Origin of the sequence: Streptomyces sp. NPDC058045 (genome assembly GCF_042885635.1) — a bacterium.
GTDB lineage: Bacteria > Actinomycetota > Actinomycetes > Streptomycetales > Streptomycetaceae > Streptomyces.
Genome location: NZ_JBHVRR010000008.1, coordinates 153,190 through 168,457 on the forward strand (window position 1 = coordinate 153,190; position 15,268 = coordinate 168,457).

Sequence of the window (15,268 nt, forward strand, 5' to 3'; positions counted from 1 at the left end):
TACACTCGAATTTCGGGGGCCCGCTTCTTTTGTTTATACCCCCCCCCGGGGCGCCGGGCCCCGGGGCCCCCCCGGACCGCACCGCGCCGCGGGCGCCCCCCGGGGGGGGCCCCGCCGTCGACGGTGGTGCTGCCGCCGGTCAGCCGCGGCGGATGGTGATCGTCGTCCAGGCGCCCACATGCACCCGGTCGCCGTCCTGCAACGGGATCGGCACGAACGGCTGGATCGGCTCGTCGCCGCCGTTCACCGTGGTGCCGTTGGTCGAGTTCTGGTCGACCACCGCCCAGGAGCCGTCCGGCTGCTGCACCAGCACCGCGTGCTGATGCGAGACACCCGGATCCTCCGGCGGTGTGGACAGGTCGATGTCCGGGATGTCACCGGTGGAGTTCCGGCGGCGCCCGATGGTGACCTGGTTGCCGCTGAGCGGCCGCTGCTGCTCCGGCGAGTAGGCGGGCAGGTTGAGCCCCGTCGCCTCCGGGCCCGACCGGTGCATCATCGCCATGAAGTAGTCCCGGTCCGGCCCGATCGTCGCGGTCCAGCCGACCGGAGCCTGCCCCTGCGGACCACCCGGCGCCTGCGTCGCGCCCGGCGGCGGAAAGCCCCCGCTGTTCTGGACGGACGGCGGCGACAGCACCCAGTCGTCGTCCCGCCCGGGCCCCTGCGGGAAGTTGGGCGCGGGCGGGGGCGCGGGAGGAGCGGGCGCGGCGGAGGCTTCGGGCACACCGGGTCCGCCGGGTCCGCCTGGGCCGTCGAAGCCGCCGGGGCCTCCCGGTCCGCCTGGTCCACCCGGGCCGTCGAAGTTGCCGGGTCCGCCGGGACCGCTCGGGCCGTCGAAGCCGCCGGGGCCGGGGCCGTTGGGGTTGAAGCCGCCGGGGCCGTCGAAGTTACCGGGGCCACCGGGGCCACCGGGGCCACCTGGTCCGCCGGGGCCGTCGAAGCCGCCCGGTCCGCCCGGTCGACCAGGTCCGCCGGGGTTGAAGCCACCAGGTCCACCGGGACCGTCGAAGCCGCCCGGACCACCGGGTCCACCCGGCCCGTCGAAGTTACCGGGACCGCCGGGGCCGCCCGGACCGCCAGGCCCACCGGGGTTGAAGCCGCCGGGGCCACCGGGACCGCCAGGCCCATCGAAGCCGCCGGGTCCGCCGGGGCCACCAGGTCCACCGGGGCCGTCGAAGCCACCAGGTCCATCCGGTCGTCCCGGTCCACCCGGACCGTCGAAGCCACCAGGTCCACCAGGTCCGCCCGGACCACCAGGACCACCGAGCCCACTGGGCGGCGGAGGCGGACCGTCGAACCCACCGGGCCGACCTGGACCGTCGAAGCCGCCGGGACCACCGGGACCACCAGGCGGCGGAGGCGGACCGTCAAACCCACCCGGCCCACCGGGACCGTCAAAGCCCCTGGGCCCACCCGGACCAGGTGCCCCAGGTCCGCCGGGTCCGCCAGGCCCACCGGGACCGCCGAACCCACCGGGCGGCGGAGGCGGACCGTCGAACCCACCAGGCCCGCCAGGCCCACCCGGACCGCCGGGTCCACCACGACCGCCCGGTCCGCCCTGGAAGTCGTAGGGGTCAGGCGCACCCGGGTTGGGGGACTGCTGGTGGCTGGCCGGGGGGCGGGGGGCCGCCGGGGTGTAGGTGGTGGCCGTGTTGGTGAGGAAGTTCCAGCGGCACTCCTCGCAGAACGGCGCCCCGCCCTCGCGGGGGGTGCGGCACTGCGGGCAGAGTTCGGCGCCGGGTCCGCCGGGGGCGGGCGGCGGGAAGCCGTAGCCGCTGCTCGCCGGGGGCGGGGGAGGCGGGGGCGGCGGAACGGCACCGTCCATGCGGTGACCGCAGACCTCGCACCAGTCGTCGGAACCCGACTGGTGTCCGTTTGGGCAGGTCGGCATGTCGATGCTTCCCCCTTTCCTTCTCCGGCCCCCCGGGCCGGCCATTCAGGACGACGATGGTCGCCCCAGGGCTTACGGCTTGTCCAGCTTGTTCAGCTTGTCCTGTCAGCCCCGGCGGTCGCCGGGGCCCTTCACACGAACCGTCTTGGTGGACCGGGTTTCGAGAGTCATCTCGTCGGCGTCCGCGACACTCGCTTTCAGTCGCACAGTACCCGCCACCACATCGACGACGTCCACCACCTTCGAAAGGAGTTTCGCCGTCGCCTCGTTTCCGGAGGCGTCCGCGAGTTGTACCGCGCGGCCGAGTTTGGCGGTCGCGCCGTCCAGGTCGCCGGCCTTGCGCGCCTCCAGTCCCTGCTGGATGACCTGCGCGAGTTCGGCCTGCCCGGTGTAGTGGGCGACCTGTGCGTTGAGGGCGGTGGAGGCCGCCATGTCGTCCGTCCACACCGCGCGTACCAGGCCCTGGGCGAGGGACTGCGCGGTGCCGTCCGTGGCGGGGATCACCAGGGAGGCGCGGGCGGCGAGCATCTCCTCGCCGACGGAGTTGGCGGGGACCCGGACGCAGATGTGGTAGTCGCGGGACTCGTCGCCCCAGGACCCGGTGGGGTAGTCGCCGGCGCGGGGCCCGGCCTCGGTGCGGCGTGCGGTGAGGTCCTCGACGGTGGGGGCGACCTGTTTGACGAAGCGGACCTCTGCCCCCATCGGCGTCCACAGCCGGAGCGCCACGTCGGCGACCCCCTTGCCCATGGCCGTCTCCATCATCTGCCGGAAGTCGGCGGCGAGTCCGGCCGGGTCGGCGACGATGTCGGCGGTGCCGAGGAGGGCGGAGGCGATACCGGTGACCTCCTTCACCTCCCAGTCGGTGCCGACGCCCCGGGCGTCGCAGGTGAAGCGTCCCGCGCAGGCGTCCAGGGTGTCCCGGAGGGCGGCGGGGGTCTCGTGTTCGTTGCGGCCGTCGGTGAGGAGGATGCCGTGCCGGATGCCGGCGTCGGTGGAGGCGAGGAGCCGGTCGGCGAGGCGGAGCCAGGTGCCGATGGCGGTGCCGCCGCCGGCGGTGAGGCGGCGCAGCGCCGTCTTCGCCTGCTCGCGGGTCCCGGCGTCGGCGACGGCGAGCCGCCCGCTGCCGGGGTAGACCTCGCGCGCCACATGGGTGCCGTCGACGACGGCGAACCGCACCCCGTCGCGGAGGGTGTCCACGGCGGCGGCGGTGGCGTCGCGGGCGTTGCGCATCTTCGTCGGCGGGTAGTCCATGGAGCCGGAGCAGTCCACCATGATCACGACGGCTGCTTCGGGTGCCTGCCCGGTGCTGAAGATATGCGGTGCGCTCACGGCGGAGCCCATGGTTCCGCCGCCGGTGGCGGTGACCGTGACGATCGCGTGGACGTCGCGGCCGCCCTCCGGCAGATACTCGTTCTGGTACACGTCCACGGAGAATCGCGGCACGTCGGACTTCGAGAAGTTGGCCATGCGGGTGCTCCCCCCAGATTCCCCGTCGGTTGGTGTCAGGCCGATCCTGCCCCCGGGCCAGGGGCGGGGAACGGCAGCAGTGCCACTGTTACGTTGTCGTGGCCCCCTCCGTCGAGCGCGTGTCCGACGAGGGTCCGGGCGGTGTGCAGCGGGCGTCCGGCGGCGTCCACGGGCAGCAGCCGGGCCAACTCGGGGGCGCCTTCTGCGTAGTTCCACAGGCCGTCGGTGCAGATCACGACGACGCCGGGCCGGTCGGGCTTGAACGAGGCGGTGTGCGGCTCGACTTCGTAGGCGTCGGCGCCGAGCCAGCCGGTGATGGCGTGGGCGCGTTCGTCGGCGTAGGCCTCGGCTTCGCTCATCAGGCCGGCCGAGACCATCTGCGCGGCCCAGGAGTCGTCCTCGGTGAGGCGGGCGGGGGACGCCTCGGGGTCGGCGGGCACCCAGTAGGCGCGGCTGTCGCCGACCCAGCCGACGATCAGCAGGTCCTTGGCGACGATGGCGCCGACGAGGGTGCAGGCGGGCGAGTTGCGGTGCGGCCTGTGGTCGGCGCCCTCCTCCTCGGCGAGGGCGTTGACGGCTTCGGAGGCGGCGACGATGGCCTCGTGCATGGCCTGCTGCGGGTGGGTGCCGCGGGGCAGGGCGGCGAGCAGCGACTCGTTGGCGGCGTACGAGGCGGCGAGCGAGGCCTCGTCGGGGCGGCTCGCGGAGGACACCCCGTCGCAGACCACGGCGACCACGGCGGGGGCGCCGTCGGGGAGCGCGGTGGTGGAGACGGCGAACGCGTCCTCGTTGCGGTGGTGCCGCAGCCCGCGGTCGCTGACCGCGGCGACCGCGTCCAACTCCTGTTCCAGATGGTCGCGTTGACGGGGCTGCGCCTTGCCGCACCGCTCGCAGTACTCATCCCGTCCGACCTCGCCGACCGTGCAGAAGGCACAGGCCCGGTGCGGTGCGGCCGGAGCGGGCGGGGCGGGTGCGGCTCCCGGTGCCGCGCCCGGCTGCGGGGCGGCGGCTCTCGGGTCGGGGGCGGGCAGCGGGTACTCGTCCGGGTGCGCGGCGGCCTCCGGGACGGGGTCAGTGGCCGGGCGGGGGCCGCCGATGGGGGAGTGCGGCAGGGGGCGGGCGCTGCTGGACTCCTGTACCGGCAGATCGGTCGGCAGGTGGACGGCAGGCTGCCCGGGGCCGGCCGGCCGGGGCGCGGGCCAGGCCACACCCGCGTCGGCGCCCGGACGTTCCGGAGCCGCGGGCGGGGTGAGGCCCAGTGCCACCGTGGGGCGGTCACCGGACTCCGGGGACTCGGCGGAGAGTGCCGTACCGCACCGGCCGCAGAAACGATCACCCGACTCCACCGGCTCCTCACAGGCGGGGTTGGGGCAGGTCGACCCGGTGGCCGACTGGGACATCTGCGACATGATCACACCCACGTCCGGGGACGGAAGCGGTTGGCCCGCTCCACCAGTTCGATCCGCTCTTCGCCGTCCCGGGCCAGCCGGGCCAGCTTCCGGTACGACCGCTCCAGGCCGAACCGCAGGCCGCGCTCGTCCAGAGCACTGCCGAGGAGCACCGGTCCCGCCCCACCGGAGGGCGGAGCGGAGCCTTCGCCCCCGGAGAGTACCCAGTCCAGCGCGGTGCCCAGCACCTCGGCCGACAACTCCTCGCGGCGCACCGCGTCCAGGCCGAAGCCGTCCAGCGCCTCGACCTGCCCGGCGGCCGCCGCGAGATCCGTCCGCAGATCCGGCTCGCCGCCCACGACAGCCGCCGGGCCGCCGGGAGTCGACGCCGTACCGACCCGCCGCCGCAGCCGGGCCCGTACCGCCGCGACGCGGGCCGCGGTGTAGTGGATGGATGATTCGGGCACCGACTCCAGGGCGCCCACCGCGCCCCGCCGGTCGTCCGCGGCGAACCGCACCCGCGCCAGGCCGAAGGCGGCGCTCACCCAGGCAGGGTCGGTGGACCACACCAGGCGGTAGTACTCGGCGGCGTTGTCCAACTGCCCCAGCACCTCCGCGCACACGCCCAGCGCGATCTTCGGCGCGGTCTCCCCGGGGAAGGCGTCGTACACCGCGTCGAAGGAGAGGGCCGCGGCGGTGTGGTCGCCGGAGGCGAGGGAGACCACACCGCGGTACCACACCACCCGCCAGTCGTCCGGGTGGTCCCGCTCCAGGCTGTCCAGGGCGCGGGCCGCGGCGCCCGGATCGCCCATCTCCAGGCGGGCCCGCAACTCCCGCAGCCGCAGTTCCACGGAGGGCGCGGGCGCGGTGTGCAGGGCGGTGATCAGCTCGGCCGGGGCGGAGGCCAGCAGGCCGGCGAGGAAGCCGGCGTTGGGGTCGCCCTGGTCGACCCGCGGCACCGGCAGCGCCAGCGCCGCCGCCCGGGTGTCCAGCGGCCGCACCGGGTCCCCGTCCGGCAGGAGAGCCGACGGCAGGGCCGGGGGCGGTGCGGTCCGGCGGCGCGCGCGGACCCCGAGCCGGGACACCTCGCCGTCCAGGTCGTGGAAGACCTGGGTGTCGGTGACCTTCACCTCGGGCCCGAAGAGTGTGGACAGCGCGGGCCGGGGCCGCCCCGTCTGGAGCGCCACCACCTCCCGCAGTACGCCGGTCAGTTGCTCCGCCATCTCCTGCGCGGAGGCGAAGCGGCGCGCCGGGTCCGGGTCGGTGGCCCGCACCAGCAGCCGGTAGAACGACTCGTACTCGCGGAAGACCTCGATGTGCTCCGGGTCGGGCAGCGAGTCGGCGAAGACGTTGGTGTAGCCCTGGAAGTCGAAGGTGAGGACGGCGAGGGTGCGGGCGACGGTGAACAGGTCGGAGGCGACGGACGGGCCGATGTCGGCGACCTCGGGCGCCTGGTAGCCGACGGTGCCGTAGATCGCGGACTCGTCGTCGTCCATGCGGCGCACCGCGCCCATGTCGATCAGCTTCAGTTGGTCCTCGGTCTGGATCGCGTTGTCCACCTTGAAGTCGCAGTAGAGCAGATTGCGGCTGTGCAGGTGGCCGAGGGCCTCCAGGGCCTCGATGCCGTAGGCGCAGGCCTGCTCCACCGGCATCGGGTCGCGCCGGCCCTCGGGCGTGCGGCGTTCGTTGGCGATGTCCTTGAGGGACTTGCCGCCGACGTACTCCATCACTATGTAGCCGTCCATGGAGCCGGTGCGCTGGTCGAGGTGCTCCACGAAGTTGTAGATGCGGACGATGTTGGCGTGCTCGATCTCGGCGAGGAAGCGGCGTTCGGAGATCGCGGCGGCCATCGCGTCCTGGTCGCCGGTGTCGAGCAGGCCCTTCAGCACCACCCACCGGTCGGAGACGGCCCGGTCGACGGCCAGATAGATCCAGCCGAGCCCGCCGTGCGCCAGACAGCCCACCACCTCGTACTGGCCGTGCACGATGTCCCCGCCCCGCAGCTTCGGCACGAAGGAGTACGGGTGGCCGCACTTGGTGCAGAAGCCCTCGGTGCGGCCCTGCCGGGCGCCGCGGGAACGGCCCACCGGCGCCCCGCAGTCGGAGCGGGAGCAGAACCGCTTGCGCTCCGGCACCTGCGGGTCCCGCTGCACCATCAGATGCGGGTCGGGCCGCGGCACGTCCGGCACCTGCACCAGCCCGGCGCCCAGCCGCCCCCGCACCGAACTGGCGGAACCGGTACCGGTGGAGCGCACCGACACCGAGGGCGCGATACCGCCGGACAGCGACCGGGAGAGGCGGCCGGACACCGACCGCCGCGAGGTCGACGAGCGTGACGAGCGGGTCGAACGGGACGAGCGGGACGAACTCCCCGACCCGGGCGGCCCGGAGGAGCGGGAGGCGGAGCCCGAGCCGCGCGCCTCCACGGTCATCCCGGTCGGCGGCGACTCCAACAGGCCGTTCGGGGACACCACAGGAGCCAGACCGCAGGTGTCGCAGTACAGCTCACCGCCGCCCATGTCCTCGTAGCGGCCCTCGCAGTCCGGCCGCTGGCATTGCTGAGCGCTCACCCTTCCCCCCTCCCGTCGGCGGGCCCGGGCACCCGCGGCGCCCACAGCTCGGCCGCGGCCTGCTGGTAGCGCAGCACCGCCGATTCGGCCACCCGCAGATCGCAGGGCGCCGACCACAGCATCCTGCGTGCCGCGTCATAGCGCTCGGTCAGCAGCGGATCCTCCGCCGCCCCGTGCCGGGCCACCTTCGCCTTGTAGGCGTCGAGGCGGCCGCGCAACTCGGCGCGGACCGCGAGCGGCGCGGTCACCGCGGTCAACGACTCGCGGGCGCGCAGCAGTTCGTCCTCGGCCCGCTCCTCCAGCGACTCCAGCAGCGGCGACAGCTTGTGCCAGCGGGCGTGCCTGCGGTACTCGGCGGCGGCCGCCAACTGCTCCTGGAGCGCGGTCGGCGGCCCGGACACCGCGGGCACCTCGGAGGCGGCGATCTTCGCCAGTACCTCACCGCGGGCGGCCCGCGCCTCGGCCAGGGTGCGGTCCGCGCGCGACAGCACGTCCCGCAGCCGCACCAGCCGCTCCTCCGCGTCCTGCCGCACCAGCAGCACCGCCTCGATCTCGCGGCGGATCTCCTCCAGGGCGCGGGCCTGCCGGTCGTAGCGCTCGGTGTCGGGGCGGCCGCCGCCGGGCGCGGACGAGCCGGACGCCGGCTGCCAGAAGGCCAGCGGGTCCGACACCACCTCCTCGCGCAGCGCCGTCAGGGTGCGGGTGATGCCTTCCAGATCGTCGCCCGCCGGGTGTTCGCCGGGGCGCACGCCGACCGAGTGGGCCAGCCGCCGGGTGCGCTGGAGCTCCGCGGCGAGCAGGTCTATCCGGGCGGGCAGCGCCGACCACACCGTGTCGGCGGCCACCACCAGGTCGAGCGCGGCGGCGTACAGCCTGTTCATCCGCTCGACGAGGCGCTCCAGGGTGAAGCTCTCGCTGAGGCGGGCCGGGCCGCCGGTGAGGGTGGGGCCCGCTTCGGCACCGGCCGGCGTCCCGGGGACGGTGACGCTCTCGCCGCGCAACAGCTCGGTGAGGGCGGCCAGTTCGTCCCGGCCCGGGTTGCGGCGCCGGGAACGCAGCTCACGCGCCGAGCGCAGCGCCCCGGTGTACGCGTCGAAACCGGCCCAGAGCAGGGTGATGGAGCGCTCCGCCTCGGCCCAGCGCTGCCGGGTGAGGCCGGTCAGCTCGGCGCCTTCCAGGAGTCTGCGGCCCGCGTGGTCCTGGAGGGCGAGCAGCGAGGTCTCCACCGCCTCGTGTTCCGCGCCCAGCCTGGCCAGCGCACGGTCCACCTCGTCCCGGTCCATCACCGGCCCCGGTCCTGCCCCCGCGGCTGCGGGGGACGGTCCCGCGACGCCCATCGATCACCCTTTCTTCCCGTTCTTCCCGTCTCCCACGGTCCCGGTCCGCCCGGTGCACCGCTGTGCCCTACTGCCGTGCCGTCACCGGTACTTCGGTGCGGGCGGCCCGTCGGAGGGCCCCATTCCGGCCTTCAGCCAGTCGTCGTAGGCCTGCTTCCACCCGGACTTGCGGTACTCCTCAAGGATCTTGTTGACCTCCCTGACGAGATCGTCCGCGCCGTGGTTCATCGCCACACCGTAGAACTCGGTGGTGAACGGCTCGCCCTTCAGCTCCACCGACGGGTCCTGCGCGGCCTGCCCCGCGGCGAGCGCGCCATCGGTGACGACCGCGTCCGCCTCCCCCAACTGGAGCCGCACCAGGCAGTCCAACTGGTTCGGCACCACGGTCGAGATGTCGGCGCCGAAGGACTTCTCCTTCAGCGCGTCCAGCGCCGTGGAGCCCTTCGCGGAGCACACCCGCTTGCCCTTCAGCGAGTCGTCGTAGCCCGTGATCCGGGACTCCTTCGGCGCCAGCACCTGCTGCCCGGTCTTGAAGTACGCGGTGGAGAAGGCGACTTGCTTGAGGCGGGCGCAACTGATGGTCATGGTGCGCACCACCATGTCCACCCGGTGGTGCTGGAGCGCGGGAATGCGCTGGCTGGTGGGGATGGCGCGGTACTGCACCTTGTCCGGGTCGCCGAGGATCCTCTCCGCGATGGCGTGCACCAGCGCGATGTCGAAGCCCTCCAGAGCGCCGCCGGACTCGTTCGGATCCCGGTAGCCCCAGCGGTAGCTGGACTGGTCGACGCCCACCACCAGCCGCCCGCGCTTCTTGATCGCGTCGACATTGGGCTGGGCGCGCTTCTTCCCGTCGGGCCGCAGGCTCGCCTCCGGGCTGTCGCACTGATCGGCCTCCGCCTGCCGGGCCCGCGCCACCCCCTGCCCCCCGGTGCCCACCGCGGCCTCGGCCGTGCCCCGGGCGGCGTCCGTACTGGACTCGGTGGCGCTGACCAGCGGCAGCAGGGTGGCGGCGGCCGTCGCGGCGCAGGCCGCGGCCATCGCGCCCACCCCGCCCCAGCCGCGCGGCCGCCGGCGCCGCCGCACGGGCGGTGCCGACTCCGTACGCTCCTCGTCGTTCATACCGCCCCCTCTCACCGGTACTCCGACAGCCTGCGGCCGATGCCCAGGACGGTCGCGGCGGCGCCCAGCACGGCCAGGACCGCGGCGCCCGCGACCAGGCCCCGCATGGCGCCCCGGCCGTCCCGCGCGGCCGCCAGGAACTGGCCCTGCTCATGGTCGAGCGCCGACTGGAGCGCCGTGTCGACCTGGTGGAAGGAGACGCCGGTGGGCTTGCCCTCGGCCGGTCCGACGACCTTGTTCTGCGCGCCCTCGTAGTCGCCGGTGTCGTCCAGGCGGCGGGCCACCAGGTGCCGGTGCTGCCACTCCTCGACGGCGGCCGAGGCCTTCTGCACCGGGGTGCGTCCGGCCTGGTCGTCGGCGAGCGACCGGGACGTGCGGAGCAGCCCGCCGGTGCCGTCCTCACCGCCCAGGATGTGCTGCTGCTTGCGGTACTCCACGTCGAAGGCGTCCTCGCCGTTGTCGTCGGTCTCCGCGCCGCGGCTCACCAGGGTCAGGTTCTCGTTGCCGCGGGCCTTCAGGGCGGCGATCCGGGCGTCGCTCAGGACGTTGGCCGAACGCACCCCGTGCTCATAGGAGTTGTTCAGTCCGGACCTGGCCAGGGTGTGCCCGACCGCCAGCCACAGCAGCAGCACGGTGCAGGCCGCGGTGCCCGCGAGCAGGCCGCGGTTGAGGACCCGGTTGGTGTGCAGATAGCTGCGGCGCTGCGCCCAGGCGAGCGCGCCCAGCGCCACCGCGCCGAGCCCGATCGCGGCCCACGGGTAGGGCGTCGCGTCGTCGTAGTCGCCGCGCAGCCGGTCGTTCTCGCTGGCGTAGAGCTCCTCGGCGGCCGGCAGCATCTGCTCCTGCATCAGGTCGTTGGCGTACCGCAGATACGCGCTGCCGAGGGGGAGGCCCTGGCGGTTGCCGGCTCTGGCCCGCTCGACGAGGCCGGTGTAGCGCGGCAGCAGCCGGTTGAGGCGGGTGACGGCCTTGGCGGAGTCGGAGTCGGGCTCGCTGGCGGCGGCGGCCTTGGCCAGCTTGCGGGCCGCGGTGTCGATGTCCTTGCCGTACTGGGTGGTGCTGGCGTCGGTGCCCTGGCCGCCGAGCAGGAAGGCGGTGGAGGCCGCGGTGTTGGCGTCCGCGAGCGAGCCGTAGATGGTGGCCGCGTCACTGCTCAGCGGCTGGCTGCGGTGGAGTACGTCGTCCGCGGCGGCCGAGCGGTCCGTCATCTGCCAGCCGGCCGCCAGGCCGAACGCCAGGATCAGCAGGGCCAGTACGGCGCCGACGGTCCGCAGCCGGCCCGGCTCGGTGGTGGCCGCGGCCCGCAACCGGTCCACGCCCTCCGCCCAGGCGGTGCGCCGCGCCGGCGGCTGGGACCCGGCGGGCCGCGGCAGACCGGGGGCGGACGACTGCGCGGGCACCGTGGCCCGGGGCGCGGGCGCGTAGAGGGTGCCCGGGGCCGAGGATCCGGACGGGTCGGGCCGTCCCGGTGGTGCCGCACTGCCGTTCGGCGGTTGTGTCACCTGGCCCTCCCCCTGGGGTCGTTCGACGGTTCGCGCCCTCCCGGCCATCCGGCGGGAAGTTGTGCACGGGCGCAAGTATGGCCGCAGGGGGCGGTGTTCACACCCGCGTTTGTGTGATCTTGTCCTTCTCGGCCGGACTTCGGGGTGGTCAGAGCGCATCACAACGGCACGAACCCCGCCACCGCCCCACCCGCTGACACGCAACCCACCGGCTTCCGGTTCCCCGCCAGGAGGAGGGAAGCGGTGGGGAATCGGCAGTGAAGCGGCGGGGAACGGCCGGAGAACGGGGCGAGTCCGGCCGCGGCGGATCAGGCCGGGAAGTGGGAGCGCAGGCGTCGGTGGGCGGCCGGGGCGGCGTCCAGGGCGTCCAGGCCGAGCAGGGCCGCGCCCAGCACCGGCCGCTGGGTCACGATCCGCACCGCCGCCTTCGGCTCCCGCTCCGCGAGCAACGCCCGTACGCCCCGGTCGAGTTGAGGGTGGCGGGCCGCCAGTACCGAACCGCCGAGGAGGACCGGCACCTCCTCCCCGGACAGTCCGAGCCGCCCGATCAGCACCGCCGCCATGGTGGCGACCTCCGCCGCGAGCCGGTCCACCAGCGACCGGGCCACCGGGTCGCCGCCCTCGGCCACCGCGAACAGCACCGGCGCCAGCTCATGCCGCCGCGCCGCCGGGATCCGCCCCCGATGCAGCGCCTCGATCAGGGCGTACATGCTGTCCAGGCCGAAGTGTCCGGGCAGCGCCCGCATCAGCTCGGTGGGGCCGCCGCGACCGTCCTCGGCGCGCGCCGCGTACCACAGCGCCTCCTCGGCGAGGCCCCCGCCGCCGCCCCAGTCCCCGGAGATCCGGCCGATCGCGGGAAAGCGCTCGGTACGCCCGTCGGGCAGCATCCCGGCGCAGTTGATGCCCGCGCCGCACACCACGGCCACCCCGCGCGGCCCGGCGTCCTCCTCGGTGAGACCGGCCCGCAGCACCGCGAAGGTGTCATTGCGCACCGCGGTCGCCCGCCCCCACCCCCGCTCCCGCAGCGCGGCCGCCAACTCGGCCTCCTCCACCGGCAGATCGACGTTGGCCAGACAGGCCGACACCTGCACGGCGGGCGCGGTCGCCCCCGCCGTCGCGAACGCCGCGCCGACCGCCTCCGCCAGTACGTCGACCGCCGCCCGCACCCCGACCCGGGGCGGCTGGAACCCGCCGCCGCGGGCCTCGGCGAGCACCCGGCCGTCCGCCGCGACGAGAGCCACATCGGTCTTGCTGTTGCCGGCGTCGACGGCGAGCACCGCCGGCTCGCCGGCTCCCCGGGTCACGCCCACGGCAGGAACTCCCGGTTGTGCGCGAGGAGTTCGTCGGTGAGGCGTTCCGCGTACTCGATCTGGCCGATCAGCGGGTGGGCCAGCAGCGCCTTGAAGACGGCGTCGCGGGAGCCGTGCAGGGCTGCTTCCAGGGCGAGTTGCTCGTAGGCGGTGGTGTGGGCGATCAGTCCGGCGTACTGCGGGTCGAGGCGGGGCACCGGCAGCGGGGCGGCGCCCTCGCGGCCGATCGCGGCCTGCACCTCGATCACCGCGTCGTCCGGCAGGAAGGGCAGGGTGCCGCGGTTGAAGGTGTTGACGACCTGGTGGGGGGAGCCGCCGGAGCCGAGGAGGGAGGCGGCGAGGTCCACGGCGGCCTCCGAGTAGAAGGCGCCGCCCCGCTGGGCGAGCAGCGCCGGTTTCTCGTCCAGCGCAGGGTCCCCGTACATCGCCAGCAGTCGCCGCTCCATCTCGGCGACCTGCTGGGCGCGGGACGGCCTGGTCTTCAAGTCCCGTACCACGGCGTCGTGTTGGTAGTAGTAGCGCAGGTAGTAGGAGGGCACCACGCCGAGCCGGTCGACCAGTGCGCGCGGCATGTGCAGGTCCTCGGCGACGGCGTCGCCGTGCTCGGCGAGCAGCCGGGGCAGCACGTCCTCGCCGTCCGGGCCGCCGAGCCGGACGCCCAGCTCCCAGGTGAGGTGGTTGAGGCCGACATGGTCCAGGTGGATCCGCCCGGGTGCCACCTCCAGCAGACGGGCGAACTTCCGCTGGAAGCCGATCGCCACGTTGCACAGGCCGACCGCCTTGTGCCCGGCGGTGAGCAGGGCGCGGGTGACGATGCCGACCGGGTTGGTGAAGTCGATGATCCAGGCGTCCGGGTTGGTGCGGCGGACCCGTTCGGCGATGTCCAGCACGACGGGCACGGTGCGCAGCGCCTTGGCGAGGCCCCCGGCGCCGGTGGTCTCCTGCCCGACGCAGCCGCACTCCAGCGGCCAGGTCTCGTCCTGGTCGCGCGCGGCCTGCCCGCCGACGCGCAGTTGCAGCAGTACCGCGTCCGCGCCGTCCACCGCGGCGTCCAGGTCGCCGGTGGTGGTGAGGGTGCCGGGGTGGTCCTGCCGGGCGAAGATACGCCGGGCCAGACCGCCGACGAGTGCGAGACGGTCGGCCGCCGGGTCCACCAGGACCAGCTCCCGGATCGGCAGGGTGTCTCTCAACCGGGCGAATCCGTCGATGAGTTCGGGTGTGTAGGTCGAGCCTCCGCCGACCACGGTGAGCTTCACTTCGTCGCTGCCCTTCACTCCGGTTGCTCCGTGTGCTGTCGAACGTGCGCTGCTGGATGGCGGGTTGGGGCTCAGGCGGTGTCGAAGACGGCGTCCCGGGCCTGAGTGAGGGCGGTGCGCAGCGCCCCCGTGACGATCGGGTCGTACGGGCCCCCGCCCAGTGAGCTGATCCGCAGCAGCGGCCGAGGCAGCGCCAGCCCCGTCAACTCCCGCTCCACCCGCGCCCGCAGCGCCTCCCCGCCCGCCCGCGCCACCGCACCGGAGAGCACCACCAGCTCCGGATCGACGACGGCGACCACGGCGGCGACCCCGGTGGCGAGTCGGCGGGCGGTCTCGTCCAGCACGGCGGGGTCGGCCAGCGCCTCCGCCAGCGGCCGGCCGCCCGCCAGCGCCCGTACCGCCGGTGCCGAGACCAGGCTCTGGAGGCCGCCGCCGCCCGACTCGCCCGCGGTGGCGGCCTCCCCGCGGGCCAGCGGCGCGCCCGGCAGCGGCATATAGCCGATCTCGCCGGCACCGCCGGTCGCCCCGCGCAGCAACCGCCCGCCGAGCACGATCGCGGCGCCCACCCCCCGGTCCAGCCAGGCCAGTACGAAGTCCTCGTGGTCCCGCGCGACGCCCTCGTACCGCTCGGCGACCGCGGCCAGATTGACGTCGTTCTCCAGCGAGACGGGGGTGCCGACCGCCTCGGCCAGGTCGGCGAGCAGGGTGCGGGAGTGCCAGCCGGGCAGATGCGGCGCGTAGCGCAGCTCGCCGCTGTCCGGGTCGAGCGCGCCGGGAGCGCCGATCACCGTACGCAGCAGCCGGTCGCGCCCGAGCCCCGCCCGCTCCAGCGCCCCGTCCACCGCCTCCCGCACCAACTGGGCGCTACGGCCGCGGACTTCGGGCGCCACCGCGTCCGCCGCGACCCGGGCCGAGCCGAGCACGGTGCCGGTGATGTCGGCGACCGCGGCGCTGATCCCGGTCGTCCCCACGCTGAGCGCGGCCACATGGGCGGCGCCGGGCTCCACCTCGTAGCGGACGGCGTTGGGTCCGGGGCGGCCGCGTTCGCTGCCGGTGGCGCGGACCAGTCCCGCGTCCTGGAGGCGGGCGAGCAGTTGGGAGGCGGTGGGCTTGGACAGGCCGGTCAGCTCACCGATCCGGGCGCGGGTGAGGGGGCCGTGCAGCACGAGGAGGTCGAGCGCGGCCCGGTCGTTCATGGCCCGCAGCACCCGCGGGGTGCCGGGAGTTCCTGCGCTGGTCATGGACGGCGTCCCCCGGGGTGGCTGGGTCTCGGCTGGGGCGGCGAGGACTGTTAGGAAGGTTTCCTATTACTCCCGGAAGGTAGGTCCGACCCCGGCCACCCGTCAAGAGGAGGCCCGTCAAGCGCGGCCGCCCGGCAAGAGCAGAGGCCCGTCAAAAGCGGACGCCCCCGCGGGCAACGAAGTCGTTGCC

10 protein-coding genes are annotated in these 15,268 nt (G+C 74.7%); all 10 read right to left on the reverse strand.

Annotated features, from left to right (window positions below):
- Positions 1-139 precede the first annotated feature (139 nt).
- The 10 genes from ACFVST_RS07955 to ACFVST_RS08000 all read right to left on the reverse strand — a co-directional run bounded on the left by ACFVST_RS07955 (position 140) and on the right by ACFVST_RS08000 (position 15,078).
- A complete protein-coding gene (locus tag ACFVST_RS07955) occupies positions 140-1,888 on the reverse strand; it encodes an FHA domain-containing protein (RefSeq protein ID WP_390147973.1) in 1,749 nt (582 codons plus the stop codon).
- 105 nt (positions 1,889-1,993) lie between these two features.
- A complete protein-coding gene (locus ACFVST_RS07960) occupies positions 1,994-3,355 on the reverse strand; it encodes a VWA domain-containing protein (protein ID WP_390147975.1) in 1,362 nt (453 codons plus the stop codon).
- A 35-nt stretch (positions 3,356-3,390) separates the two neighbouring features.
- On the reverse strand, positions 3,391-4,764 hold the full coding sequence (locus tag ACFVST_RS07965) for a protein phosphatase 2C domain-containing protein (protein WP_390147977.1): 1,374 nt from the start codon (positions 4,762-4,764) through the stop codon (positions 3,391-3,393).
- Positions 4,765-4,766: 2 nt separating this feature from the next.
- Entirely contained in the window at positions 4,767-7,262 is a 2,496-nt protein-coding gene (locus ACFVST_RS07970; RefSeq protein WP_390147998.1) for a tetratricopeptide repeat protein, read from the reverse strand.
- A gap of 47 nt (positions 7,263-7,309) precedes the next feature.
- On the reverse strand, positions 7,310-8,650 hold the full coding sequence (locus ACFVST_RS07975; protein WP_390147979.1) for a hypothetical protein: 1,341 nt from the start codon (positions 8,648-8,650) through the stop codon (positions 7,310-7,312).
- Between the two features lie 81 nt (positions 8,651-8,731).
- The gene (locus tag ACFVST_RS07980) at positions 8,732-9,769 is read right to left on the reverse strand and encodes a glutamate ABC transporter substrate-binding protein (RefSeq protein WP_390147981.1); all 1,038 of its coding nucleotides are present in this window, start codon (positions 9,767-9,769) and stop codon (positions 8,732-8,734) included.
- An 11-nt stretch (positions 9,770-9,780) separates the two neighbouring features.
- Positions 9,781-11,271 (reverse strand): hypothetical protein, encoded by a 1,491-nt coding sequence (locus ACFVST_RS07985; RefSeq protein ID WP_390147983.1) that lies wholly within the window; start codon positions 11,269-11,271, stop codon positions 9,781-9,783.
- 308 nt (positions 11,272-11,579) lie between these two features.
- The gene (locus ACFVST_RS07990; RefSeq protein WP_390147985.1) at positions 11,580-12,575 is read right to left on the reverse strand and encodes an N-acetylglucosamine kinase; all 996 of its coding nucleotides are present in this window, start codon (positions 12,573-12,575) and stop codon (positions 11,580-11,582) included.
- Positions 12,572-13,837: a 6-phospho-beta-glucosidase gene (locus ACFVST_RS07995; protein ID WP_390148000.1), complete on the reverse strand. Its 1,266-nt coding sequence runs from the start codon at positions 13,835-13,837 to the stop codon at positions 12,572-12,574. Before ACFVST_RS07995 ends, ACFVST_RS07990 begins: the two co-directional genes overlap by 4 nt.
- A gap of 71 nt (positions 13,838-13,908) precedes the next feature.
- The gene (locus tag ACFVST_RS08000) at positions 13,909-15,078 is read right to left on the reverse strand and encodes an ROK family transcriptional regulator (RefSeq protein ID WP_390147987.1); all 1,170 of its coding nucleotides are present in this window, start codon (positions 15,076-15,078) and stop codon (positions 13,909-13,911) included.
- Between the last annotated feature and the right edge of the window lie 190 nt (positions 15,079-15,268).

What these genes read in the sequence shown, in the direction of transcription:
- ACFVST_RS07955 (WP_390147973.1), bottom strand. Translation starts at nt 1,888, where the DNA reads ATGCCGACCTGCCCAAACGGACACCAGTCGGGTTCCGACGACTGGTGC.
- ACFVST_RS07980 (WP_390147981.1), bottom strand. Translation starts at nt 9,769, where the DNA reads ATGAACGACGAGGAGCGTACGGAGTCGGCACCGCCCGTGCGGCGGCGC.
- ACFVST_RS07960 (WP_390147975.1), bottom strand. Translation starts at nt 3,355, where the DNA reads ATGGCCAACTTCTCGAAGTCCGACGTGCCGCGATTCTCCGTGGACGTG.
- ACFVST_RS07975 (WP_390147979.1), bottom strand. Translation starts at nt 8,650, where the DNA reads ATGGGCGTCGCGGGACCGTCCCCCGCAGCCGCGGGGGCAGGACCGGGG.
- ACFVST_RS07970 (WP_390147998.1), bottom strand. Translation starts at nt 7,262, where the DNA reads ATGGGCGGCGGTGAGCTGTACTGCGACACCTGCGGTCTGGCTCCTGTG.
- ACFVST_RS08000 (WP_390147987.1), bottom strand. Translation starts at nt 15,078, where the DNA reads ATGACCAGCGCAGGAACTCCCGGCACCCCGCGGGTGCTGCGGGCCATG.
- ACFVST_RS07965 (WP_390147977.1), bottom strand. Translation starts at nt 4,764, where the DNA reads ATGTCGCAGATGTCCCAGTCGGCCACCGGGTCGACCTGCCCCAACCCC.